25 protein-coding genes are annotated in these 23,788 nt (G+C 67.9%); 21 read left to right on the top strand and 4 right to left on the bottom strand.

From position 1 onward, the window contains the following. Nucleotides 1–92: 92 nt before the first annotated feature. The gene (locus E3T61_RS07565) at nt 93–2,024 is read right to left on the bottom strand and encodes a BglG family transcription antiterminator (protein WP_134640279.1); all 1,932 of its coding nucleotides are present in this window, start codon (nt 2,022–2,024) and stop codon (nt 93–95) included. A gap of 166 nt (nt 2,025–2,190) precedes the next feature. On the opposite strand from E3T61_RS07565, the gene E3T61_RS07560 reads away from it, so the two are divergent. The 12 genes from E3T61_RS07560 to rplQ all read left to right on the top strand — a co-directional run bounded on the left by E3T61_RS07560 (nt 2,191) and on the right by rplQ (nt 10,956). Further along, nucleotides 2,191–2,508, top strand: coding sequence for a PTS sugar transporter subunit IIB (locus E3T61_RS07560; protein WP_134640278.1), 318 nt, complete (start codon nt 2,191–2,193; stop codon nt 2,506–2,508). Between the two features lie 120 nt (nt 2,509–2,628). Then, nucleotides 2,629–2,895: an HPr family phosphocarrier protein gene (locus tag E3T61_RS07555; RefSeq protein ID WP_134640277.1), complete on the top strand. Its 267-nt coding sequence runs from the start codon at nt 2,629–2,631 to the stop codon at nt 2,893–2,895. Nucleotides 2,896–2,908: 13 nt separating this feature from the next. Continuing rightward, nucleotides 2,909–4,633 carry a phosphoenolpyruvate--protein phosphotransferase gene (gene ptsP / locus E3T61_RS07550; protein ID WP_134640276.1) on the top strand — a complete coding sequence of 575 codons (1,725 nt, stop codon included), beginning with the start codon at nt 2,909–2,911 and terminating at the stop codon, nt 4,631–4,633. Further along, complete coding sequence (locus E3T61_RS07545) at nt 4,630–6,087, top strand: PTS mannitol transporter subunit IIBC (RefSeq protein ID WP_134640275.1); 1,458 nt, start codon at nt 4,630–4,632, stop codon at nt 6,085–6,087. Before ptsP ends, E3T61_RS07545 begins: the two co-directional genes overlap by 4 nt. Further along, on the top strand, nt 6,087–6,527 hold the full coding sequence (locus E3T61_RS07540) for a PTS mannitol transporter subunit IIA (protein ID WP_130176636.1): 441 nt from the start codon (nt 6,087–6,089) through the stop codon (nt 6,525–6,527). Before E3T61_RS07545 ends, E3T61_RS07540 begins: the two co-directional genes overlap by 1 nt. Then, on the top strand, nt 6,524–7,675 hold the full coding sequence (locus E3T61_RS07535; protein WP_134640274.1) for a mannitol-1-phosphate 5-dehydrogenase: 1,152 nt from the start codon (nt 6,524–6,526) through the stop codon (nt 7,673–7,675). The genes E3T61_RS07540 and E3T61_RS07535 overlap by 4 nt, the downstream gene beginning before the upstream one ends. 167 nt (nt 7,676–7,842) lie before the next feature. Beyond that, complete coding sequence (gene infA, locus E3T61_RS07530) at nt 7,843–8,064, top strand: translation initiation factor IF-1 (RefSeq protein ID WP_022883252.1); 222 nt, start codon at nt 7,843–7,845, stop codon at nt 8,062–8,064. Nucleotides 8,065–8,131: 67 nt separating this feature from the next. Further along, nucleotides 8,132–8,245 carry a 50S ribosomal protein L36 gene (gene rpmJ / locus E3T61_RS07525; RefSeq protein ID WP_035834639.1) on the top strand — a complete coding sequence of 38 codons (114 nt, stop codon included), beginning with the start codon at nt 8,132–8,134 and terminating at the stop codon, nt 8,243–8,245. 175 nt (nt 8,246–8,420) lie between these two features. Continuing rightward, complete coding sequence (rpsM, locus tag E3T61_RS07520; RefSeq protein ID WP_134640273.1) at nt 8,421–8,795, top strand: 30S ribosomal protein S13; 375 nt, start codon at nt 8,421–8,423, stop codon at nt 8,793–8,795. Nucleotides 8,796–8,837: 42 nt separating this feature from the next. Further along, nucleotides 8,838–9,236 (top strand): 30S ribosomal protein S11, encoded by a 399-nt coding sequence (rpsK, locus tag E3T61_RS07515; RefSeq protein WP_055821293.1) that lies wholly within the window; start codon nt 8,838–8,840, stop codon nt 9,234–9,236. Between the two features lie 166 nt (nt 9,237–9,402). Further along, nucleotides 9,403–10,392 carry a DNA-directed RNA polymerase subunit alpha gene (locus E3T61_RS07510; RefSeq protein WP_066597571.1) on the top strand — a complete coding sequence of 330 codons (990 nt, stop codon included), beginning with the start codon at nt 9,403–9,405 and terminating at the stop codon, nt 10,390–10,392. A 51-nt stretch (nt 10,393–10,443) separates the two neighbouring features. Further along, complete coding sequence (rplQ, locus tag E3T61_RS07505) at nt 10,444–10,956, top strand: 50S ribosomal protein L17 (RefSeq protein ID WP_134640272.1); 513 nt, start codon at nt 10,444–10,446, stop codon at nt 10,954–10,956. Nucleotides 10,957–11,361: 405 nt separating this feature from the next. Here the strand turns inward: rplQ and E3T61_RS07500 are convergent, their stop codons facing one another. After that, nucleotides 11,362–13,431 carry an acyltransferase family protein gene (locus tag E3T61_RS07500; RefSeq protein ID WP_134640271.1) on the bottom strand — a complete coding sequence of 690 codons (2,070 nt, stop codon included), beginning with the start codon at nt 13,429–13,431 and terminating at the stop codon, nt 11,362–11,364. A 153-nt stretch (nt 13,432–13,584) separates the two neighbouring features. Here E3T61_RS07500 and truA point away from each other — a divergent pair, with 153 nt between their 5' ends. From truA to glmM, 4 genes are all read left to right on the top strand, one after another. Then, nucleotides 13,585–14,481, top strand: a complete 897-nt coding sequence (gene truA, locus E3T61_RS07495) for a tRNA pseudouridine(38-40) synthase TruA (protein ID WP_130175907.1) — start codon at nt 13,585–13,587, stop codon at nt 14,479–14,481. A 187-nt stretch (nt 14,482–14,668) separates the two neighbouring features. Continuing rightward, complete coding sequence (gene rplM / locus E3T61_RS07490) at nt 14,669–15,115, top strand: 50S ribosomal protein L13 (protein WP_110128290.1); 447 nt, start codon at nt 14,669–14,671, stop codon at nt 15,113–15,115. 49 nt (nt 15,116–15,164) lie between these two features. Then, a complete protein-coding gene (gene rpsI, locus E3T61_RS07485) occupies nt 15,165–15,650 on the top strand; it encodes a 30S ribosomal protein S9 (protein ID WP_134640270.1) in 486 nt (161 codons plus the stop codon). Between the two features lie 24 nt (nt 15,651–15,674). Further along, nucleotides 15,675–17,048, top strand: coding sequence for a phosphoglucosamine mutase (gene glmM, locus E3T61_RS07480; RefSeq protein WP_134640269.1), 1,374 nt, complete (start codon nt 15,675–15,677; stop codon nt 17,046–17,048). A 62-nt stretch (nt 17,049–17,110) separates the two neighbouring features. On the opposite strand, the gene E3T61_RS07475 is transcribed toward glmM, so the two are convergent. Together E3T61_RS07475 and coaA are read right to left on the bottom strand one after the other, a co-directional pair. Further along, nucleotides 17,111–17,653 (bottom strand): GNAT family N-acetyltransferase, encoded by a 543-nt coding sequence (locus tag E3T61_RS07475; protein ID WP_134640268.1) that lies wholly within the window; start codon nt 17,651–17,653, stop codon nt 17,111–17,113. Nucleotides 17,654–17,765: 112 nt separating this feature from the next. Then, on the bottom strand, nt 17,766–18,722 hold the full coding sequence (gene coaA / locus E3T61_RS07470; protein WP_134640267.1) for a type I pantothenate kinase: 957 nt from the start codon (nt 18,720–18,722) through the stop codon (nt 17,766–17,768). A gap of 34 nt (nt 18,723–18,756) precedes the next feature. Here coaA and glmS point away from each other — a divergent pair, with 34 nt between their 5' ends. The 5 genes from glmS (at nt 18,757) to E3T61_RS07445 (ending at nt 23,631) form a co-directional block, all read left to right on the top strand. Further along, nucleotides 18,757–20,607: a glutamine--fructose-6-phosphate transaminase (isomerizing) gene (gene glmS, locus E3T61_RS07465; protein WP_134640266.1), complete on the top strand. Its 1,851-nt coding sequence runs from the start codon at nt 18,757–18,759 to the stop codon at nt 20,605–20,607. A 117-nt stretch (nt 20,608–20,724) separates the two neighbouring features. Then, on the top strand, nt 20,725–21,081 hold the full coding sequence (locus E3T61_RS07460; protein WP_130175893.1) for a holo-ACP synthase: 357 nt from the start codon (nt 20,725–20,727) through the stop codon (nt 21,079–21,081). Then, nucleotides 21,078–22,262: an alanine racemase gene (gene alr / locus E3T61_RS07455; RefSeq protein ID WP_134640265.1), complete on the top strand. Its 1,185-nt coding sequence runs from the start codon at nt 21,078–21,080 to the stop codon at nt 22,260–22,262. Before E3T61_RS07460 ends, alr begins: the two co-directional genes overlap by 4 nt. Nucleotides 22,263–22,267: 5 nt before the next feature. Further along, nucleotides 22,268–22,831: a tRNA (adenosine(37)-N6)-threonylcarbamoyltransferase complex ATPase subunit type 1 TsaE gene (tsaE, locus tag E3T61_RS07450; protein ID WP_134640264.1), complete on the top strand. Its 564-nt coding sequence runs from the start codon at nt 22,268–22,270 to the stop codon at nt 22,829–22,831. Beyond that, a complete protein-coding gene (locus tag E3T61_RS07445) occupies nt 22,828–23,631 on the top strand; it encodes a sulfite exporter TauE/SafE family protein (RefSeq protein WP_134640263.1) in 804 nt (267 codons plus the stop codon). Before tsaE ends, E3T61_RS07445 begins: the two co-directional genes overlap by 4 nt. Nucleotides 23,632–23,788: the final 157 nt, after the last annotated feature.

Genomic DNA, 23,788 nt, shown 5'->3' with positions numbered 1-23,788 from the left:
CGGGAGTTTCTCCGCCTTTAGTGTCGTGGCGGGCGGCATCCGTGCGTTGGGCACGGGGACGAGGCGCCACGGGCACGCGGGGGAGCGGCCGGCTAGGCGTCCATGACGTGGACGAGTTCGTCGATGAACGAGGCGAAGTCGACGGAGCGCTTGATCAGGCGCTGCACCTCGAGGCGGTCCGAGAAGACCTCGACGAACTGGTCGAAGACGGCCTGGAAGGTGCTGCGGCCGGCGGCGCTGAACGCGATCAGGGCGACCACGTTCACCCGGTTGTCACCCCAGTCCATCGGGGCGTCGTTGATCACGATGGCAATGGATGTCTGCTTGGCGCTCATCGACATCGCGTGCGGCACCGCGAGGTTGTCGGTGAACGCCGTGGAGGACATCAGCTCGCGCTCGATGGCGCCGTCGACGTAGCTCTGGTCGATCAGTCCCCGCGACATCATCCGCTCGCCCAGCGCGGTGATCATCGCGGTCTCGTCGCGGGCGTAGAAGTTGCGGGAGAACAACGACTCGTCGAAGAACTGCAGCAGGTCGTCCTTCAGGCTCGCCCGGCGGCGCATCCGGCGCACCCGGCTGGTGTGCTGGCGGATGCGGTCGATGTCGCCCTGGGTGAGAAACGGCTGGATGACGATGACCCCGTCGGCGTGCAGCGGGGGGTCGATCGTGGTGAGCACCAGATCGGCGTCGAGCGAGTCCCAGGCCACATCGGAGCGGGTGATCACCGCGACGACGTCGAGGTCGTCGCCGAGCACCCGCTCGATGCGTTCGCGCAGCAGCACGTGCATGTCGTAGTAGTTGGGGCAGACGATCGCGCAGGTCACCAGTTCCACCCGGCGCACCTGCTGCTCGAGGTGCGCGCCCACGTGCATGGCGATGTACGCGATCTCGTCGTCGTTGATCACGATCTGCTCCGCGCGCTGCAGCTCGCTGGCGATGTACACGGCCAGCTCGTAGATCAGCGGGTACGAGGTCTTGATCGACCGGGTCAACGGGTTGCGTGAGTACGACTTGTCGTGCGCCCGGTTGATCAGGTTGCGCACGTGCAGGGTCAGCCGCACGATGAAGTCGTCGTCGTCGAGGTCGACCAGGTACTCCTGGCTGGCCCGGTCCGCGATGGCGCGCATCGCGGCCAGTTCCTCCGGCCGCACGTAGCTCTCGATGAGGGTCTCGGCCGGCTGATCGTGCCCGGGGGTGATCACCCGGGTGGTGAGCAGGAACGACAGATAGGCGAGGTCGCCGCTGCCCAGGCACACGTCGAAGTGCTTCATGATCAGACTCGACAACGAGGTGGCCAGCTCCGACGGCGGTTCGGTCACGGCCGGCGCGGGGGAGAGGTGCTTGGTGACCCGGTCGATGGCGATCGCCACATGCAGAAGCACATTGTTGATGCCGTACTCGTTGACGAAATAGCCCTGACCGTCGAGCATCTCGATGAGGTCGGTCTTGAACGCGCCGAGGCTGTCGGCGCCGGCCTGGCCCGAGGTGAACTCCCGCTGGATGGTCTCCAGGTCGATCATGCCGCGGGCGCTTTCCTCCCGGAACATGCGGCTGAGCAGCCGCCGCCGGTCGGTTTCGGAGCCGGTGAGTGTGACGACACTGCCGTGCCGTGCCAGGGTCAGACCGCTGTCGGGCAGCATCAACCGCACCCGGGCCAGGTCAGCCTCCACAGTGGAGTCGCTGACGAAATTCTCCGCCGCGAGCTCGTAGACGTCGAGGCCGTCGGGCGATTCGGTGAGCCGGCGCACCAGGCTGGACAGGCGCTGCTGCGGAGTATCGGCATCCGCCTCACGCGCCTTGGACCGGTGCTGGGCGGTGAACGTGGCGTATTCGTCGCGGTTGAGTCGGTAGCCCTCGGTACCCGATTCGATCACGGTGAGCGGATGCGCGGCCGCCTTCACCGCCGTGACATAGCTGCGCACACTGCGCGGGGTCACCCCCAAGCGGTCAGCAAGTTCGCCTGCCGTGATCCAGCTGGATGTCTGGGACAGGAGGTCCAGCAACCGCGTCTGTTTATCACTCATCGTGCGCAACTCCATTGTCTCAAGAGTAGTCAAGCAGAGTGCGGGCTCGGCACGGTCTAACTCCGACGTGTTTCCGCACCCTGCGGAAAAGGGTCTGGTGGCGCCGGAAGCCCAGGTAGAGGACAGTAAGTGTTGCATTCACAAGATCGATGAAAGGAAAGAATCAATGAAGATTCTCATCGTTTGCGGTGCTGGCGCGTCCAGCGCATTCGTGGCCCACCGGCTGCGGGTCACCGGCAAGGAACGAGGGCTCACCCTCACCGTTGTCGCCGGCAGCGAGTCGGACCTGCCGTCCTCGCTCGACACCATCGACGTTCTCCTGATCGGTCCCCACCTCGCCCCCCGCTTCGATCGCATCAGCGCTCAAGCCAAGGAGCGCGGCGTGGGTGCGGTTCTGCTGCCCGAGTCGGTCTTCTCGGCGCGGGACGGCGCCCTGGCCCTTGACCTGGCCGTGACTGCCGAACACGAACGGTCGTGGGTCTGACACCTGTCAGCCACACCGTAATTCCCTTGCCGGCGGCTGCCGGCCGCCCGTACGAAGCCGGGACCTCGACTGAGGTCCGGCGACAACATCCCGCACTCTCGAAAGGCATGGCGCGAACACATGGTCGAACGCACCGTACAGATCGGATCGACGCACGGGCTGCACGCTCGCCCCGCGAAACTCTTCACCAAGGCCGCCGCCGCGGCCGGCGCCCCCGTCACCCTGCAGAAGGGCGACGGCAAGCCGGTCAATGCCGCAAGCATCCTCGGCGTCATCTCGCTCGGCATCAACCACGGTGACAGCGTCACGCTGGCCACCGACGCCGACAACGCCGAAACCGTGCTCGACGGCCTCGCCGAGCTCCTCCTCACCGACCACGACGCCTGAGCGGGACGCGCACATGATTGAACTGCAGGGCATCGGGATCGGCCAGGGCGTCGCCATCGGCCGGGTCCTCTGCATGCCCGAACCGCTGCCGGAGCCCATCGACACCCGCAGCACCCTGGATCCCGCCGCCGAACTGGCCCGCGCGACCGCGTCGATGCACGTCGTCGCCGAAGACCTCGAGGCCCGGGGCGAGCGCGCCGGCGGCACCGCCCAGGAGGTGCTCGAGGCCCAGGCCATGATGGCCGAGGACCCCACCCTCGTCGACGAGGTCACCGCCCGGCTGCACAAGCACCAGACCGCCGAGCGCGCCGTGTTCGAGGCCTTCGCCACGTTCCGCGACCAGATGCTCGCCCTCGGCGGCTACCTCGGTGAGCGCGCCGCCGACCTCGACGACGTCGCCCAGCGGGTCATCGCCGACCTCGGCGGGCTGCCCGCGCCGGGCGTGCCCGACCCGGCAGAACCGTTTGTGCTCGTCGCCCACGACCTGGCGCCGGCCGACACGGCCCTGCTCAACCTGGAGAAGGTGCTCGGCCTGATCACCATCGACGGCGGACCCACCTCGCACACCGCCATCCTGGCCCGGGAGAAGTCGATCACCGCGATCGTCGGCACCCACGCCGCCGCGCAGCTCACCGACGGCGACGAGGTCATCATCGACGCCGCCAACGGCATCGTTCTCGTGACGCCCACCGACCGCCAGCTCGCCGAAGCCCGCGCCCGGATCCTGGCCCGCGAGGCTCGCGCGCTGGCCCCGATCGGCCCCGGCCGACTGGCAGACGGCACGCCCGTGCCGCTCCTGGCCAACCTCGGTTCAGCGGATGGTGCCGCCAAGGCCGTCGCCCTCGGCGCCGAGGGTGTGGGCCTGTTCCGCACTGAGTTCCTCTTCCTCGACTCCACCTCCGCGCCCACCGTGACGCAGCAGCGTGAGCAGTACGAGCGGATGCTGCGCGCCTTCCCCGGCCAGAAGGTCGTGGTGCGCGCGCTCGACGCCGGCGCCGACAAGCCCCTGGCGTTCCTCAACGATGCCGCGGAGGAGAACCCCGCCCTGGGCCTGCGCGGACTGCGTGCCCTGCGCGCCAGCGAGGACATCCTGCGCGAGCAGCTCACCGCCCTCGCTGAGGCCGATGCGGCCACCGACGCGGACCTGTGGGTGATGGCGCCGATGGTGTCCACCGTGGAGGAGACGGTCTACTTCACCGCCCTCGCGCACGAACTGGGCCTGAAGATGGCCGGCGTCATGGTGGAGGTGCCGTCCGCGGCCCTGCTCGCCGACCGCATCCTGGCGCACGCCGACTTCGCGTCGATCGGCACCAACGACCTCACCCAGTACACCCTCGCCGCCGACCGGATGCTGGGCAGCGTCGCGGCGTTCCAGGACCCGTGGCACCCCGCGGTGCTGCGCCTGGTGGGCGAGGTCGGCGCCGCCGGCGCTCAGGCCGGCAAACCCGTCGGCGTGTGCGGCGAGGCCGCGGCCGACCCGCTGCTCGCCGTGGTGCTCGTGGGCCTCGGCGCCACCACCCTGTCGATGTCGGCTTCGGCCCTCGCCGACGTTCGGGCCTCCCTGGCCGACTTCACTCTTGAGCAGGCGCGGCACCTCGCCGCGGCCGCTCTGTCCGCCGATGGCGCAGCATCCGCTCGCGCCGCGGCAACCGCAATCGCACACAGCTACACCAGCACCGCCCCTACCGGCACGGCCCCTACCGTGCTGACCAACCCCGAGAGAGGTACACAGAAATGACAACGACGTCTGTCACCGAGAAGAAGGGCGCGAGGGTCCACGTTCAGGCCTTCGGCACCTTCCTGAGCGGCATGATCATGCCCAACATCGCGGCGTTCATCGCGTGGGGCATCATCACCGCCTTCTTCATCCCCACCGGCTGGACCCCGAACGAGACCCTGGTCACGCTCGTGGACCCGATGATCTTGTACCTACTCCCGTTGCTGATCGCCAACACCGGCGGCCGGATGGTCTACGGCACCCGCGGTGGAGTGATCGCCTCGATCGCCACCATGGGCGTCATCGTCGGCAGCTCGATCCCGATGTTCATCGGCGCCATGATCGTCGGCCCGCTGTCCGCCTGGATCCTGATGAAGGTCGACAAGATCTGGGCCGGCAAGATCCGCCCCGGCTTCGAGATGCTGGTGGACAACTTCTCCGCCGGTATCCTCGGCTTCGCACTGGCCCTGGGTGCGTTCTTTGGAATCGCCCCTCTGGTCACCGGTCTGAGCGCCTTCCTCGAGACGATCGTGGACTGGCTGATCACCAACGGCCTGCTGCCGATCGCGTCGATCTTCATCGAACCGGGCAAGATCCTCTTCCTCAACAACGCCATCAACCACGGCGTGCTCACCCCCATCGGTGTGCAGCAGGTCCAGGAGAGCGGCAAGTCCGTCCTCTTCCTGCTCGAGGCGAACCCCGGCCCCGGCCTGGGCATCCTGCTCGCGTTCTCGTTCTTCGGCGTCGGCCTGGCCCGCGCGAGTGCACCCGGCGCGATCATCATCCAGTTCCTCGGTGGCATCCACGAGATCTACTTCCCGTACGTGCTGATGAAGCCGATGATGCTCCTCGCCGCCATCGGTGGTGGCATGACCGGTGTTGCCGTGAACGTCGCCTTCCAGACCGGCCTGCGCGCCCCCGCCTCGCCCGGCAGCATCATCGCGGTACTGGCCCAGACCCCCGCCACCGACTTCGTCGGCGTCATCCTCTCGGTCCTCGCCTCCGCCGGTGTCTCGTTCGCGATCGGTGGTGTCATCCTCCGCGCCAGCCGCAAGAAGGACCTCGCCGCTGAGAACGACAACGAACTGGCCGCCGCCATCGCCAAGACCGAAGCCAACAAGGGCAAGTCCAGCTCCATTCTGGGCAACCTCGGCGCCTCGGCCACGACCGGTACCGCAGTGAAGAACATCGTCTTCGCCTGCGACGCCGGAATGGGTTCCAGCGCCATGGGCGCCTCGGTGCTCCGCAACAAGATCAAGAAGGCCGGCATCGAAGGGGTCACGGTGACCAACCAGGCCATTGCTAACCTCGATGGAACCGCCGACCTCGTGATCACCCATCAGGACCTGACGGACCGGGCCCGGGGCAAGAGCCCCAAGTCGGTTCACGTGTCGGTGGAGAACTTCATGAACAGCCCGAAGTATGACGAGGTCGTGCAGTCCCTGCAGGACGCTAGTGAGGAAGTGACCAAGTAATGACCCAGAGCATTCTGGAACCGCAGAACGTGGTGGCCGCAGGCGCGGCCACCACCCGGGACGAAGCCATCCGTGAGGCCGGCGCCCTGTTGGTCGCCGCCGGAGCGGTGAAGCAGGAGTACGTCGACTCGATGTTCGTGCGCGAAAACTCCGTCTCGACCTACATGGGCAACTTCCTGGCGATCCCGCACGGCACCAACGACGCGAAGGAGTCGATCGTGCGATCGGCTCTCTCGCTCGTGCGGTACGCCGCGCCGATCGACTGGGATGGCCAGCCCGTCAAGTTCGCCGTCGGCATCGCCGGCCTGAACAACGAGCACCTGGAGATCCTGTCCAAGATCGCCATCGTCTTCTCCGACGAGGACGAAGTACAGAAACTGATCGACGCAGGTTCGCAGGACGAGATCTTCGCCCTGCTCGAGGAGGTAAACGCAGAATGAAAGCCATTCACTTCGGCGCGGGCAACATCGGCCGCGGCTTCGTAGGTCTCCTGCTTCACGAGGCCGGTTATGAGGTTGTCTTCGCCGATGTGAATGCTCCTCTTATAGAGGCACTGCACGGTACACCGTCGTACACGGTGCACGAGGCGGGAGAGACGCCCGCCGACAAGGTGGTCGACAACTTCCGTGCCATCAACAGTTCCACCCACGAAGACGATCTCATCAACGAGATCGCCACGGCCGACGCGGTCACCACCGCCGTCGGCCCCACCGTGTTGCGGTTCGTGGCACCGGTTATCGCGGCGGGCCTGGCCCGCCGCGATGCCGGCCTGCCGCCGCTGGCCGTGATGGCGTGCGAGAACGCCATCAACGCCACGGATGTGCTCGCCGAGCAGGTCTGGGCCAACGTCGACGAGGGTGACCGTGTGGCACTGGCCAGCCGGGTCGCGTTCGCCAACACGGCCGTGGACCGTATCGTTCCCGGGCAAGCCGCGGATGCCGGCATTGACGTCACCGTGGAGGCCTTCTACGAGTGGGTCATTGAAAGCCCCGCGTTCGGCGGCAACCCGCCGGTGATCCCCGGCGCCACGTTCGTTGAGGACCTGGCTCCCTACATCGAGCGCAAGCTCTTCACTGTCAACACCGGCCACGCCACGGTGGCCTACCTCGGCACCCAGGCCGGCGTCTCCAAGCTCTCCGATGCCCTCCTGGTGCCGTCCGTCGCGGATGGTGCCCGCCGGGTGCTCGAGGAGACCAGCGCCCTCCTGGTGGCCAAGCACGGCCTCGACGAGGCCACCCAGCGCGCCTACCGGGAGAAGATCCTCGGCCGCTTCGCGAACCCGTCGCTGCCCGACACCGTCGAGCGGGTCGGCCGTCAGCCGCTGCGCAAGCTCAGTCGGCACGAACGCTTCATCGGCCCGGCGGCCGAGATCGCCGAGCGCGGCACCCGCCCGGTGGCGCTGCTCGAGGCCATCGCCGCGGCGCTCCGCTTCGACGTGGCCGACGACGAGCAGAGTGTCGAGCTCCAGCGCATGCTGGCTACCGACTCCCCGGAGGCCATCGTGGCCGACGTCTGCGGGCTCGAGGCCACGCATCCGCTCTACGCCGATGTGCTCGAAGTTGTGCGCGGCGCCGTCACCGCATCCTGAACCTGAATCCCTCGGCCCGAACGGGCCGAGGGATTATAGGGATGAATTGCCAAAAGGCAATCACATAGCATAGGATAAATCCTTGGTGTCTAGCACTGCCTTTATGGGCGTGTCTGGCTGCCACAATTCCGCACGACCAGCAACCAATACTTTAGCGATAGTGAGTTATGGCCAAAAAAGACGGTGTCATCGAGATCGAGGGCGCAGTAGTCGAAGCTCTTCCCAATGCGATGTTTCGCGTTGAGTTGACCAACGGCCACAAAGTTCTTGCCCACATTTCGGGCAAGATGCGTCAGCACTACATCCGCATCCTCCCCGAGGACCGCGTGATCGTGGAACTGAGCCCTTACGACCTGACCCGCGGTCGGATCGTCTACCGCTACAAGTAACTGTTGCTGTAAGTAACGGCCCACGGCATCCCGAGGGTACGAAGACAGCGATTACAAGGACACACCCATGAAGGTCAAGCCCAGCGTCAAGAAGATCTGTGACAAGTGCAAGGTCATCCGCCGTAACGGCAACGTGATGGTCATCTGCGAGAACCCGCGTCACAAGCAGCGTCAGGGCTAAGGTTTCGACAGGCTCAACCAGCGAGTAACTCGCCGGTTATCGAGCGCATCGAGACACAGCACGACACAACTAAATACATAGCAGTGCCGGGAACCCCTCGGGGTGACACCATCGGTTGGAGGCCGATGCACAGGCACTGCTACAGACCTCCACTCATCCCACAGGAGAAGCCACAATGGCACGTCTAGCCGGCGTAGACATTCCGCGCGATAAGCGCGTGGAAGTTGCACTTACTTACATTTTCGGTGTTGGCCGTACGAGGGCACTCAAGACCCTCGCCGACGTCGAGATCGATGGAAACATTCGCGTCAAGGACCTGACCGACGACCAGCTCGTCCAGCTCCGCGACTACATCGAAGGAACCTTCAAGATCGAGGGTGACCTTCGCCGTGAGATCGCCGCTGACATCCGCCGCAAGGTCGAGATCGGTAGCTACGAAGGTATTCGTCACCGCAAGGGCCTGCCCGTTCGCGGCCAGCGCACCAAGACCAACGCTCGCACCCGCAAGGGCCCGAAGCGCACCGTAGCCGGCAAGAAGAAGGCGCGCTAGGCCTCGCCTAGCTCGTCACGCCTCTAGGATTCAGGAGAAATCATGGCAGCACCAAAGTCGGCCGTACGGAAGCCGCGTAAGAAAGAAAAGAAGAACATTGCTGTGGGCCAGGCCCACATCAAGTCCACGTTCAACAACACCATCGTCTCGATCACCGACACCACCGGTGCGGTCATCAGCTGGGCGTCCTCAGGTGGAGTCGGCTTCAAGGGTTCGCGCAAGTCGACCCCGTTCGCCGCTCAGCTGGCCGCCGAGTCGGCTGCCCGCCAGGCACAGGAACACGGCATGAAGAAGGTTGACGTCTTCGTCAAGGGACCGGGCTCAGGCCGCGAAACGGCTATCCGTTCGCTGCAGGCTGCCGGCCTCGAAGTTGGCTCGATCAACGACGTGACCCCCCAGGCCCACAACGGTTGCCGTCCCCCGAAGCGCCGCCGCGTTTAATTCCTTTCAGTGACTGGCGATTGGGCTTGTCTGGGTCGAAAGATCCGGGCAGGCTCACTCGCCGTTCACCGCGACAGGGCCGTACTCGCGGGCCCGTCGAGACTCACAATTTCACAACTCGCCACTAAGTGTCATATAGCGGACACTTCGCCGAAAGGAATCAATAGTGCTTATCGCACAGCGCCCCACGCTCACCGAAGAGAACATTTCGGAGTTCCGGTCCCGGTTCGTCATCGAACCGCTCGAGCCCGGCTTCGGCTACACCCTCGGTAACTCGATGCGCCGCACCCTGCTTTCCTCGATTCCCGGCGCTGCTGTCACCAGCATCCGCATCGATGGAGTGCTTCACGAATTCAGCACCGTTCCCGGGGTCAAGGAAGATGTCACCGAGATCATCCTGAACATCAAGGGTCTGGTCATCTCCAGCGAGCACGACGAGCCGATCACCGCGTACCTGCGCAAGCAGGGCTCCGGCCAGGTCACCGCCGCCGACATCTCGGCTCCGGCCGGCGTCGAGGTTCACAACCCCGAGCTCGTCATCGCGACCCTGAACGACAAGGCCAAGTTCGAACTTGAACTGACCATCGAGCGTGGCCGTGGTTACGTGTCGGCTACCCAGAACCGCAACGAGTACTCCGAGGCCGGCCAGATTCCGGTCGACTCGATCTACTCGCCGGTTCTCAAGGTGACCTACCGTGTCGAGGCAACTCGTGCCGGTGAGCGCACCGACTTCGACCGCCTCGTCGTTGACGTGGAGACCAAGTCGGCTATCTCGCCCCGCGACGCCATCGCATCCGCCGGTCGTACGCTGACCGAGCTGTTCGGTCTGGCCCGCGAGCTGAACACCGCCGCTGAGGGCATTGAGATCGGCCCCGCGCCGGTCGACGCCGTCCTCTCGACCGAGCTGTCCGTGCCGATCGAAGACCTCGATCTGTCCGTGCGCTCGTACAACTGCCTCAAGCGCGAAGGCATCAACAACGTCAGCGAACTGGTCGCCCTCTCGGAGACCCAGCTGATGAACATCCGCAACTTCGGTCAGAAGTCGGTGGATGAGGTCAAGGACAAGCTCGTTGAGCTTGGCCTGTCACTGAAGGATTCTGTGCCCGGCTTTGACGGTGCGCACTTCTACAGCGGCTACGACGAAGAAACCATCTAAGGCTCGTCGTTTCTCGACGCCTTTCGACTTTGATACTGGAGATTACCGATAATGCCTAAGCCCACTAAGGGAGCCCGTCTCGGTGGCGGACCGGCGCACGAGCGCCTCATGCTCGCGAACCTGGCTGCCGCCCTGTTCACCCACAAGTCCATCAAGACGACCGAGACGCGCGCCAAGCGCCTGCGTCCGGTTGCCGAGCGCCTGGTGACCTTCGCCAAGCGTGGCGACCTGCACGCTCGTCGTCGCGTTCTCGCGACGATCGGCGACAAGACCGTCGTGCACGAGCTCTTCACCGAGATCGCGCCCCAGGTTGCGCTTCGCGATGGCGGCTACACCCGCATCACCAAGCTCGGCTTCCGCAAGGGCGACAACGCCTCCATGGTGCAGATGGAGCTCGTTCTCGAGCCCGTTTCGCCCAAGGTGAAGTCGAACAAGGCTCCCGCGAAGGCGTCCGCGCCCGTCGCCGAGGAGACCGTTGTTGAAGAGGCACCCGAGGCCGAGGTCGCTGAGACCGAAGCCGTCGAGGCCGACGCTGCTGAGGCATCCGCTGAGGAAGCCAAGTAACACTCGCTCCCCCCGCTGTACCTGAAAGGGCCCGACTTCGGTCGGGCCCTTTTTGTGCGCGCGGGGCGGTGCGCGGGGTGTGTGCGCGGCTGTGGGCGCCGCTGTGTGGGCTTGGCGCCGCTGTGCGGGCAACGCGCCGCTGTGCGGGTGGTGCGCCGCTGTGCGGGCGGGATGCCGATGGCCCGGCGGGGCGCCAGAGCGCCCTGTTGGGAGGTAGGCGGGTCAGGCGCCGCTATGCCCCTGGCGCGCCACCCGCCTACCGGCGCCTTGCCCGCATACCTCGAGAACTCCAACCTGGGCATCCGTCGAAGCGCCGTCTTGGTGCAGAGATGCCGTGCAGAACGGTCGGTACCGAGAGACGCTGCAGGGTCGCCAGGTCACAGGTCACAGGTCACAGGGTGCAGGTCAGCGGACGCGGAAGGCCTGCAGCGTGTCGACGCCGGGTGCGCGACTTTGCGGTTCGCCGGGCAGGCGCTCCAGGGCCGTGGCCACGGTGTCGGCGTAGATCGTCCCGCCGGTGGGGCCGGGGTGGATGCCATCGGCGGCGAGCACGTCGACGTGTGGGGCGATCGCGCTGCTCCAGTCGGCGAGGACCACCTGGCTGCGGCGGGCGGAGAAGGTCGCCAGCTCGGCGTTGACGCCGGGGGTCCAGTCCCGCTCCGCGAACGCGTTCACGACGATGAGCTCACGGGCGGGCCCGATCACCCCCATGATCGCGGAGAGATCGGCGGGGTCGATGGGTCCGTTGGTGCCGAGCCCCAACAGCACCACGGGGCGCAACGTGCCCGCGGCCCGGTGCTCGGCGAGAATTTCCGGAGCGGCTCCCATGCCGCGGGACACGGCCGCGTCGATCATGATGCCGGGGAACTCGGTCTGCAGCTCGGCCGCGGAGGCCAGCATGACGGAGTCGCCGACGGCCGTGATGTTCGAGCCCCTGCTGGCCTCTGCTGCCACTCCGGCGGCCTGGGCCTGGGCCTTGGCATCGGCGGCGGCCTGCTCCGCCGCGGCCTTCGCAGCCCTCTCCAGCGCCTGCTGGCCGCGCAGCACCTCGGCCTGCGCGGTCGTGATGGTGGGCGCGGTGACCACGGATGCGACGGTGCCCCCCAGCAACAGCAGCACGGCGGCTGTCGCCATCGCCAGCACCGCAACCGGGCGGCGCCGCCGAGTCGCGCCTGCGGGGTTGGTCGTGCCGGCGTGGTCGGCTGCGGCTGCCGCTGCCGTGTCGGTCGGGCCAGTTGAGCCGGTCGCGGAATCAGTCACACCGGCGGGGCCGGTCGCCCCGAAGACCCGATCGCGCACCAGGCGGAACGCGCCGCGCAGGCCGTGCCGGCGGATGGGCATCTCGAGCCAGCGGTGCGAGATCGCGGCGGCGGCCAGGGCCAGCAGCAGCGTGAGCAGCCCGGTGGCGACGATATTCCCGCGGCCGAACGGCGCCACGAGCTGCACCAGCACCAGCAACGGCCAGTGCCAGAGGTACAGGCCGTAGGAGCGTTCGCCGAGGTAGCGGAGCGGGGCGGCGTCGAGCATCCGCCCGAACCGGCCGCCGGTCACGCCCGCCCAGATCACCACGGCGGTGAGCAGGCTCACCAGCAAGAGACCGCCGCGGTAGGTGGCGGCGGCGTTGTCGGGCAGCCAGATCGCCGCGGCGAGCAGGCCGGCCACGGCACCCGCACCCCACCAGGCACGGGTCGCGGCCACCGCGCGGCCGACGGTCGCCGCCGCCGGGGTGCCGGCCGCAGCCTCGCCGAGTCCTACAGCCCGCCCGAGCGGGCGCAGCAGCAGGGCCAGGCCGGCGCCGATGAGAAGGCCGAAGCTGTGGGTGTCCGAGCCGTAGTACACCCGGCTGGGGTCGGCGCCGGGCTGGTAGGCCACGCCCATCCACACCGACGACGCGAGAGCGAGGGCAGCCACCAGGGCCAGGCGGAGGCCCGGCCGGCGGATCCGCAAGAGGGGCAGCAACAGCAACGGCCAGAGCAGGTAGAACTGCTCCTCAACGGCCAGCGACCAGAGATTGCGGAACAGCTCGGGCTGGCCCGAGCCGAAGTAGCTGGTGTTGGCCGCGGTGGACACCCAGTTGTAGCTGAATGTCGCGGCGCCCAGCAGCTTCCAACCCAGGCCCACCAGCACGTCGCCGCCGATCAGCCAGGCGGTCGTGCAGGCCAGCAGCACCAGGGGCACCAGCGCCGGCAGCAGCCGACGGGCGCGGTGCAGCCAGAACCGCCTGGGCGAGAACCGGCCGGTGCGGTCCCGCTCAGCCACGATCAGACCGGTGATGAGGAACCCGCTGATCACGAAGAAGATATCAACGCCGATGAAGCCGCCCCGGAGCACCGGCGGAAACAGGTGGTACACCACGACGAGGGTGACCGCGAGGCCGCGCAGCCCGTCCAAGCCGCTGAGCCGCCCGCCGGCCGGGCCGCCGGTCGAGAGGGCTGTGGCGGGGGAGCGGGGCGTGATGCGAAGGGAACTGGTCATAACTGTGCGGCCGGACGACGGCCCGTCCAACGATAACCCGGCCCGGCCTCTACACTGACCTCTGTGAGTTTTCCCGAGCCCGTCGACGGCACCCCTTCAGTGGTGCTGTCCGAGCTCAACCCGGATGGCGCCCTGGCGGAACCGTCCGATTCGATGCCGGCACCCGGCTCCAGCCGCATCCGCCTGGACATCGCCTACGACGGCACCGACTTCTTCGGCTGGGCCACCCAGCCCGGTTACCGCACCGTGCAGGGCCAGATCGAGGAGGGCCTCGCCGCCATCCTCAAACGCCACCAGCCCACCCCCGCCCTCGTCGTCGCCGGCCGCACCGACTCCGGCGTGCACGCGCTGGGCCAGGTTGCCCACTTCGACCTGAACCCCGATCAGGTGGACAGCCTGGTGCGGATCAAGCGCGGCCGGGGAGTGCCCAAGCACCAGACCGACCTGGCCACGATGGTGCAACGCCGGCTCGGCGGCATCCTGGTCACCCAGCCCGAAATCGTGATCCGCCGCGCCACCCTGGCACCGGCCGGGTTCGATGCCCGGTTCTCCGCCCTCTGGCGCCGCTACGAATACCGCATCTCCGACACCGGGGCGCTGCGGGACCCGTTACAACGGTTGCGCACCACCTGGCACGGTTTCGCGCTGGACCTCGCCGCCATGCAGGAGGCCGCCGCCACCCTCATCGGGCTGCACGACTTCGCCACCTATTGCAAGCCGCGGCCCGGCGCCACGACCATCCGTACCCTGCAGTCCTTCGAGTGGCGGCGCGACCCCGACGGGGTGCTCGTGGCGACGCTGCAGGCGGATGCGTTCTGCCACTCGATGGTGCGCGCCCTGGTGGGCGCCTGCGTGTCGGTGGGGGAGGGCAAGCTGGTGGGCACCCGTCTGGTGGACCTCCGCATCGAGAGGGCCCGCACCAGCGAGTTCAAGGTGATGCAGGCGCACGGCCTCACGCTCATGGAGGTGGGGTACCCGGAGGATGCTGGCATGGCCATCCGGGCCGCGCAGACTCGTGCCCGTCGCGAGCTGCCCGACGACGACGAGTGAAATCGCACGGATCTGCCCGCGGGAGTTGTGCGTGATTGCCCGGTGAACTAGTGTTGCTCTTTGGTGTCTTAGGCGTTGCAGCCAGGCACACGAACGTGAGCCCTCCATCGATCGTGTTCTCCTCGAGAACACACCCGGAGCGGGATTCACGAACACCTCCGTTCGAAAACAAGAAAGCAGCACAACAGTGACGCGCACTTACACCCCCAAGGCAAGCGAACTCCAGCACGACTGGGTTGTCATCGATGCCACCGATATCATTCTGGGTCGGCTCGCCAGCCACGCCGCGATTCTTCTTCGCGGCAAGCACAAGGCGACCTTCTCCCCTCACATGGATGGTGGCGACTTCGTCATCATCATCAACGCCGAGAAGATTGCCCTCACCGGCAAGAAGCTTGACCTCAAGATGGCGTACCGCCACTCCGGTTACCCGGGCGGCCTCACGGCCACGAACTACTCGGAGATGCTCGAGAAGCACCCCACCCGTGCGGTAGAAAAGGCGATTCGCGGCATGCTGCCGAAGAACTCGCTCGGCCGTGCACAGCTGCTGAAGCTCAAGGTCTACGCAGGCCCCGAGCACCCGCACGCTGCGCAGCAGCCCAAGCCGTACACCCTCAGCCAGGTCGCTCAGTAGCGTCGGCCCCAGACTTCTCGACATCTAAGAAAAAAGGATTCACACCATCGTGGCGAAGATCGCAGACCAGATTGACGCAGCTCCCGAGAGTTTCACCACCGAGACTCCCGCTGAAGTTGCAACCAAGGCGCCCCGCGCCGTCCTCAACGTTCCCGGCGCAGCCGTGGGCCGTCGCAAGCAGGCCATCGCCCGCGTGCGCATCGTTCCCGGCGCCGGCAAGATCGTCGTCAACGGGCGCGAGCTCGACGACTACTTCCCGAACAAGCTCCACCAGCAGCTCATCAACGACCCGTTCAAGGTCCTCGACCTGCTCGGCAGCTACGACGTCATCGCACGCATCACCGGTGGTGGCCCGTCCGGCCAGGCCGGCGCGCTGCGCCTCGGCATCGCCCGCTCGCTGAACCAGATCGACGAAGAGAACAACCGCGCCATCCTCAAGAAGGCCGGCTTCCTCAACCGTGACGCTCGCGTCAAGGAGCGCAAGAAGGCCGGACTCAAGAAGGCCCGTAAGGCGCCGCAGTTCTCGAAGCGCTAATCAGCTAGCCGAGTTCTCACTCAAATGGCTCGACTATTTGGCACGGACGGCGTCCGGGGCCTGGCTAACCGTGATCTCACGGCTGGCCTGGCCCTGGGCCTCGCCCAGGCGAGCGCCGTAGTGCTCACCTCAGGCCGCCGCGCAGAGGAACGACGTGCCCAAGGCCGTCGCCCCGTCGCCGTGGTCGCCCGCGACCCCCGCATTTCCGGTGAATTCATCACCTCCGCCGTTGCAGCTGGCCTCGCCAGTTCCGGCGTCGACGTGCTGGATGCCGGCGTCATTCCGACGCCCGCTGCCGCATTCCTCATCGCCGACATCGGCGCAGACTTCGGCGTGATGATCTCCGCCTCGCACAACCCTGCGCCAGACAACGGCATCAAGTTCTTCAACTTCGGTGGCACCAAGCTGCCCGACGACGTCGAGGACCGCATCGAAGCGGTACTCGCCGAAGACAAGCTGCTCACGCCGATCGGCGGCGACGTCGGCCGCATCCGCCGCTTCGCCGACGCCGAGGACCGCTACGTCGTGCACCTGCTCGGCACCCTGCCGCACCGGCTCGACGGCATCCACGTGGTGCTCGACTGCGCCCATGGCGCGGCGGCCGGTGTGTCCCCGCAGGTCTTCACGGATGCCGGAGCACGGGTGACCGTCATCGGCGCCGACCCCGACGGCCTCAACATCAACGACGGCGTGGGCTCCACGCACCTCGACAACCTCGCCCGCGCGGTGCTCGAACACGGCGCCGACGTGGGCATCGCCCACGACGGCGACGCCGACCGGTGCCTGGCCGTGGACCGCGACGGCAACATCGTCGACGGCGACCAGATCATGGCGATCCTGGCCGTGTCGATGGCCGAGCGTGGTGTGCTCAAGGACCGCACCCTGGTGGCGACCGTGATGAGCAACCTGGGCCTGAAGAAGGCCATGGCCGCCAACGGCATCAAGATGATCGAGTCGAAGGTGGGCGACCGCTACGTGCTCGAAGAACTCGACGCGCACAAGCTCTCCCTCGGCGGTGAGCAGAGCGGGCACGTCATCATGACCAAGTTCGCCACCACCGGCGACGGCATCCTCACCGGGCTGCACATCGTGGCTGAGATGGCCCGCACCGGCAAGACCCTCGCCGAACTGGCCAGCGTCATGAAGGTGTTCCCGCAGATCCTCGTGAACGTGCGCGGCGTGGACCACCACGCCCTCGCCGGCGACGAGGTCATCGCCCAGGCGGTGCGCGACGCTGAAATCGAGCTGGGCGACACCGGCCGGGTGCTGCTGCGTCCGTCCGGCACCGAGCCGATGGTGCGGGTCATGGTCGAAGCCGCCGACCAGCCCACCGCCGACCGTCTGGCCCACGCCCTGGCCGACGTCGTGCAGTCCCGCCTGGCCCTGCAGCCCAGCTAGCGCCCGCACGCTCGATCAGCGGGATCTCGACAGGCTCGATCAGCGGGTGGTCGCGAGCCCGATCAGCGGGGGAGCGGCGCGGCGATCGTGTAGCGCACGTGGCGGCGCAGCGGCGAGGGCTCCGGCACCCGCGGGTGGTCGAACTCGTCCGCGACCTGCATGCCCAGCCGCTCCATCACCCGGCGTGAACGGATGTTGCTCACCGCCGTGATCGAGTTCACCTCAGTCAGCGCCAGCTCGGCGAACGCCCAAAAGAGAGCGGCCGTCGCGGCCTCGGTCGCGAAACCCTTCCCCCAGGATGAGCGCGCCAGCCGCCAGCCCACCTCGACCCCGCCGGAACCCGGGATGCCCTCGGGCATCGGCGCCAGCCCGGTGAAGCCGATGAACTCGCCGGTGTCGAGGCGTTCCACGGCCCACAGCCCGTAGCCGTGCACGTCGAACAGGGCATCGGCGCGGGCGGCGAGGTCGTCGCTGTGCTCGCGCGTCAGCGGAGCGGGAAAGAACCGCATCACCTCGGCATCCGCGTTGAGCCGGGCGAACGGCTCGCGGTCGGAGTCGAGCCAGCGCCGCAGCACGAGCCGGTCGGTGCGCACCTCGAAGTCCATCCCCCGACCGTACCCGGGCGGGACGACTGTTGCCCATCCGGACTTCTGCGTCCGGCGCACCGGACGCAGAAGTCCGTTTCGGGCACAGTTGGGCGCGAGCGCGCGCCGCGGGTCAGACCTTGCGCAGCAGCACCTTGTCGACGGTGTGGTCGGAGGCCTTGCGCAGGACCAGAGTGGCGCGCGACCGGGTGGGCCGGATGTTCTGCAGCAGGTTGGGCTCGTTGATGGTGCCCCAGATGGTGCGGGCTCTGGCGCGGGCCTCGTCCTCGCTGAGGGAGGCGAAGCGGTGGAAGAACGACTTCGGGTTGGTGAACGCGCCGCGCTGCAGGCGCAGGAACCGCTCCTCGTACCAGCGCGAGATGTCGGCGGTGCGCGCATCCACATAGATGGTGAAGTCGAACAGGTCGCTCACCGCGAGGCCGTGGCCGGGCGCGGGAGGCTGCAGCACATTGAGACCCTCGACGATGAGGATGTCCGGCTGACGCACGACAACCTGCGCGTCTGGCACGATGTCGTAGTTCAGGTGTGAGTAGAACGGGGCGCGCACCTCGGCGGCGCCGCTCTTGATGGCGCTGACGAAACGCAGCAACGCCCGCCGGTCGTAGGCCTCCGGGAAACCCTTGCGCTCCATCAGGCCGCGGCGGGCCAGTTCGGCGTTGGGAAAAAGGAAGCCGTCGGTGGTGACCAGTTCCACCCGGGGAGTGTCTTCCCAGCGGGCCAGGAGCTCGCGCAGCAGCCGGGCGATGGTGGACTTGCCCACGGCGACGGAGCCAGCCACGCCGATCACGAACGGGGTGCGCTGGGCGCGTTCGCCCAGGAAGTCGCTGGTGTCGCGGTGCAACCTCCTGGCGCCGGCGGCGTACAGGTTAAGCAGCCTGCTCAGCGGCAGATAGACATCCGACACCTCGTTGATGTCGAGCGGCTCGCCCAGGCCGCGCAGCTGCACCACTTCGGTCTCCCGCAACGGCAGCCGGGTGGAGGGCGCAAGCGATGCCCACACAGCACGGTCGAGCTCCACGAAGGGGGTGCTGTGACCGTTATTACTGGGGCTCACCACCGGCTCGGACATCGACACCAAGCATAGTGCGACTAAAATCAGGGCCATGTGCGGAATCGTGGGATATGTCGGAGATAACAAAAGCGTCGAGGTCCTCATGGGAGGGTTGCGTCGACTCGAGTACCGGGGCTATGACTCCGCGGGAATCGCGGTGATCGACGACGCCGGGGTGCTCAACACCGCCAAGCGCGCCGGCAAGCTCGCCGTGCTCGCCGCCGAGCTCGAGGCGCACCCGATCAACAACGGGCGCACCGGCATCGGACACACCCGCTGGGCCACCCACGGGGGTCCCACCGACCAGAACGCGCACCCGCACCTGGGTGACAACGGCAAGCTCGCCCTCATCCACAACGGCATCATCGAGAACTTCTCGCCGCTGAAGGACGAGCTCCTCGCGGAGGGCTACGTCTTCGAGAGCGAAACCGACACCGAGGTGGCCGCCGTGCTGCTCGGCCGCGAATACCAGCGCCTCGGCGACCTGGGTGAAGCGTTCCGCACCGTCGTCGCGCGCCTGGACGGCGCCTTCACGCTGCTCGCCGTGCACCAGGACCAGCCCGGCGTCGTCGTCGGCGCCCGCCGCAACTCGCCGCTGGTGATCGGCCTGGGCGACGGCGAGAACTTCCTCGGCTCCGACGTCGCCGCGTTCGTGGAGTACACCCGCCGGGCCGTCGCGATCGGCCAGGACCAGATCGTGACCATCACCCCCGACCTCGTCACCGTCACCGACTTCTTCGGCGCTCCCGTCGAGGTCGAAGAATTCGACATCGCCTGGGACGCCTCCGCCAGTGAAAAGGGCGGCTGGTCCAGCTTCATGGCCAAGGAGATCTCCGAGCAGCCGGATGCCGTCACCAACACCCTGCGCGGCCGCATCCACGACGGCCAGGCCGTGGTGCCCGAACTCGAGGCCTTCGGCGACGACGTGCTCGCCGGCATCAGCCGCATCGTCATCGTGGCCTGCGGCACCGCCGCCTACGCCGGCCAGACCGCCAAGTACGCCATCGAGAAGTGGGCCAAGGTGCCGGTGGATGTGGAACTCAGCCACGAGTTCCGCTACCGCGACCCGGTGCTCACCGCGGACACCCTGGTGATCTCGATCAGCCAGTCCGGCGAGACCATGGACACCCTGATGGCCGTGAAGTACGCCCGCGAGGCCGGCGCCAAGGCCATCTCGATCTGCAACACCCAGGGCGCCACCATCCCGCGCGAATCCGACGCCGTGATCTACACGCACGCCGGCCCCGAGGTCGCTGTCGCATCGACGAAGGGCTTCACCGGCCAGATCGCCGCGCTCTACCTCTTCGCCCTGCACCTGGCCCGGGTGCGCAACACCCTGTCGCTGGAAGAACTGGCCGAGCAGGTTCTCGAGCTCCAGGCCATCCCGGAGAAGATCGCCACCACCCTGCTGCAGGAAGACGCCGTGCGTCAGCTCGCGGTGTGGATGACCGACTCGCGCGCGGTGCTCTTCCTCGGCCGCCACGTGGGCTTCCCGATCGCGCTCGAGGGTGCGCTCAAGCTCAAGGAGCTCGCCTACATCCACGCCGAGGGCTTCGCCGCCGGCGAGCTCAAGCACGGCCCGATCGCGCTCATCGAGCCCGGCCAGCCCGTCTTCGTCGTGGTGCCGAGCCCGCGCGGCTCCGCGCACCTGCACCCCAAGGTCGTCTCCAACATCCAGGAGATCCGCGCCCGCGGTGCCCGGATCATCGCGATCGCCGAGCAGGGTGACGCCGCGGTGCTTCCGTTCGCCGACACCGTGTTCCACATCCCGCTCGCCGGACCCCTGTTCGAGCCGCTGCTCGCCGTGGTGCCGCTGCAGATGTTCGCCATCGAACTGGCCACCGCCAAGGGCCTGGACGTCGACCAGCCGCGCAACCTGGCGAAGTCCGTCACGGTCGAATAGGCCCGGTCGCAGACGAAACAGGCCACGGATGCCCAGGGCTCGCCGCGTCATCGCCTCGCGATGGCGCCCGAGGCCTGGGCATTCGGTGCGAACCGGCAGACAGGGATTGAGCAGAGCATGATCAAGGGCATCGGGGTCGACATCGTCGACCTGGCACGCTTCGACCGGCAGGTGGCTCGCACGCCCGGGCTCGTGACGCGGCTGTTCGCGCCGGCCGAACGCGCCCTGCCGACACACTCCCTGGCGGCGAGGTTCGCCGCCAAGGAGGCCCTGATCAAAGCCCTCGGTGACAGCGCGGGAGCCAGCTGGCAGGAGATGGAAGTGATCTCGGACTCGCACGGCAACCCATCCTTCGCACTCACCGGGGTGCTGCAGGCGGCGCTGGTCGCCCGCGGCATCACCAGCGCACACCTCAGCCTCACCCACGACGCCGGGGTTGCCTGCGCGTTCGTGGTTCTGGAGGGAGACGCATGACCGACTTCCGTGAGGCTGTCATCGACCTCGACGCGGTGCAGGCCAACGTGGTGCGCCTCCGCAGCCTGATCGGCACCAGGCACACCATGGCCGTGGTGAAGGCCAACGGGTACGGCCACGGTGCAGCGCCGGTGGCCCGCGCCGCGCTCGCCGGCGGCGCAGACTGGCTCGGCGTCGCCGACATCAGCGAGGCCCTAGTCCTGCGTGCCGCCGGCATCAACGCGCCCCTGCTGGCCTGGCTGCACGGCCCCGACGCCGACTTCGCCGCCGCCATCGCCGCCGACATCGACCTCGGCCTGTCGTCGGCGCTGCAGCTGCGCCAGGTCGCGGAGGCCGCCACAGTACTGGGCCGTCCCGCCTTCGTGCAGATCAAACTGGAAACCGGCCTCAACCGCAACGGCGTCGACGAGGCGGACTGGGCCGAGGTGCTCGGCCTGGCCGCCGCGTTCGAACGGGTCGGCCGGCTGCGCGTGCGCGGCGTATTCAGCCACCTGGCCAATACCTCGGCCGAGGACGACCTCACCGCCATCGCCAGCTTCGACCGCGGCCTGGCCGCCGCCGCGGCCGCCGGCCTCACCGTGGACCTCGCCCACCTGGCCTCCACGGCCGCCGCGCTGCGACTGCCCGCCGCCCGGTACAACATGGTTCGCCTGGGCATCGGTATCTACGGGCAGTCCCCGTTCGACGACCAGGATGCCGCCGCCCTCGGCCTCACCGCCGCCATGACCCTGCGCGGCCGGGTCGCCGCCGTGCGCCAGGTCAACGCCGGCGCGGGCGTCTCCTACGACTACCTGTGGCGCGCCACCGCCGACACCACCCTCGCCCTGGTTCCGCTTGGCTACGCCGACGGGGTGCCCCGGCAGGCCATGAACACCGCCCGGGTGGCCATCAACGGCAGCCAGTACCCGGTGGTCGGCCGGGTTGCCATGGACCAGTTCGTCGTCGACGTGGACTCGGATTCCGTCACCGTCGGCGACGTCGTTGTGCTATTCGGCGACGCCGCGGCCGGAGTGCCCACCGCCGCCGAGTGGGGCGCGGCGGCCGGCACCATCAACTACGACATCGTCACCCGGGTGGGCGCCCGGGTGCCCCGCCGCTACGTCGGCACCCTGGCGGAGAACACCGACGCCGGCGCACCCGGCGTCCCCGGTGCGGATCCGACCGAGACCGCGGAGGCGTAGCCCGGATGCGCCGGATCATCGCCGACCCCGACACCATGCACGCGTTCGGACTCGAGCTGGCTGGACTGTTGCGTGCCGGCGACCTGATGGTGCTCACCGGGCCACTCGGCGCGGGCAAAACCACCTTCACCCGCGGCCTCGGCGAGGGCTTGCAGGTGCGCGGCGCGGTCACCAGCCCCACCTTCGTGCTCGCCCGCACGCATCCGAGCACCGTCGGCGGGCCGCCGCTGGTGCACGTGGATGCCTACAGGCTGAGCAGCGCCATGGAACTCGACGACCTGGACATCGACTTCGCCCGCTCGATCGTGGTGGTGGAGTGGGGCCGCGGGCTGCTCGAGGGGATCACCGAGTCCTGGCTGGACGTGGAAATCGAGCGTCCCGTCGGGGCGTCCCAGGCCGACCCGGCCGCCGACGTCGATGACGCCGCCGCCCTGGACCTGCCTGAGCCGCGCACCGTGACGGTGACCGGCCACGGCCCACGCTGGCAGGCCGGCCTCCCCGCAGGCGGTTCCTCCGATTCGCTGCCCGGGCCTGCCGACTCTTCGGGCTCCGACGGGGGACTCGCATGACGGCACCCGGCCCGGGGGATTCCCGCCCCACCGGAGCCTGGTACTGGATCGCCCTCATCGTGACCGGCCTCATCGGCGGGCTGCTCTCCGGCCTGTTCGGGGTCGGCGGCGGCATCGTGATGGTGCCGCTGCTCATTTCTCTGGCCCGTATGGACCAGCGCCGCGCCTCTACGACATCGCTCGCGGCCATCGTGCCCACCTCGATCGTGGGCTCGCTCACCTACCTGGCCAACGGCCACATCGACCTGGTTGCCGGTGCGATCATCGCCGCCGGAGCGGTGGTCGGATCCGTGATCGGTACCAACCTGTTGCGGCGCATCCCGTTGTTCTGGCTGCGTTGGCTCTTCATCGCGCTGCTGGTCGTTGTGGCCGTGCGCATGGTCATCGTTGAACCTGATCGCGGCGCCGCCCTCGAGCTGAGCCTGATCGTGGTGCTCGGCTACCTGGCGCTGGGCCTGGCGATGGGCGTGGCATCCGGGCTGTTCGGCATCGGCGGGGGAGTGATCGCGGTGCCGGCACTCGTGGCGGTGTTCGGCGTGAGCGACCTCATCGCCAAGGGCACCTCGCTGCTGGTGCTGGTGCCCACGAGCATCGTCGGCACCATCGCGAACGCGCGCGCCCGGCTCGTCGACCTGCCGGCCGGTCTTGTGGTGGGAATAGCCGCCACCCTCGCGGCGGTGCCCGGGGTGGCACTGGCAGTGCTGATCCCACCACGGCTGTCCAGCATCCTCTTCGCCGTGCTGCTCGTGCTCGCCGCCGCCCAGCTCACCGTGCGCGCCCTGCGCACCAAGCGTCCCTAGCGCCCCGCCCGCGCGCGGTTCCTGCGCTAACTGTTCCCCATGCGGACTTTTGCGCCCGGTACGCGGTATTTGTCAACCTGTTTGAGACAGGTTGGGTTTGGGTTTCTTGCGGGGGTCGTTGATGCAGGCCCGGCCCGGTAGGGCCGGGGGCTTGGGT

Origin of the sequence: Cryobacterium lactosi (assembly GCF_004403945.1) — a bacterium.
Taxonomy (GTDB): domain Bacteria; phylum Actinomycetota; class Actinomycetes; order Actinomycetales; family Microbacteriaceae; genus Cryobacterium; species Cryobacterium lactosi.
The sequence above is the reverse complement of the archived record's forward strand: the minus strand, read 5'-3'. Positions and strand labels throughout refer to the sequence as shown.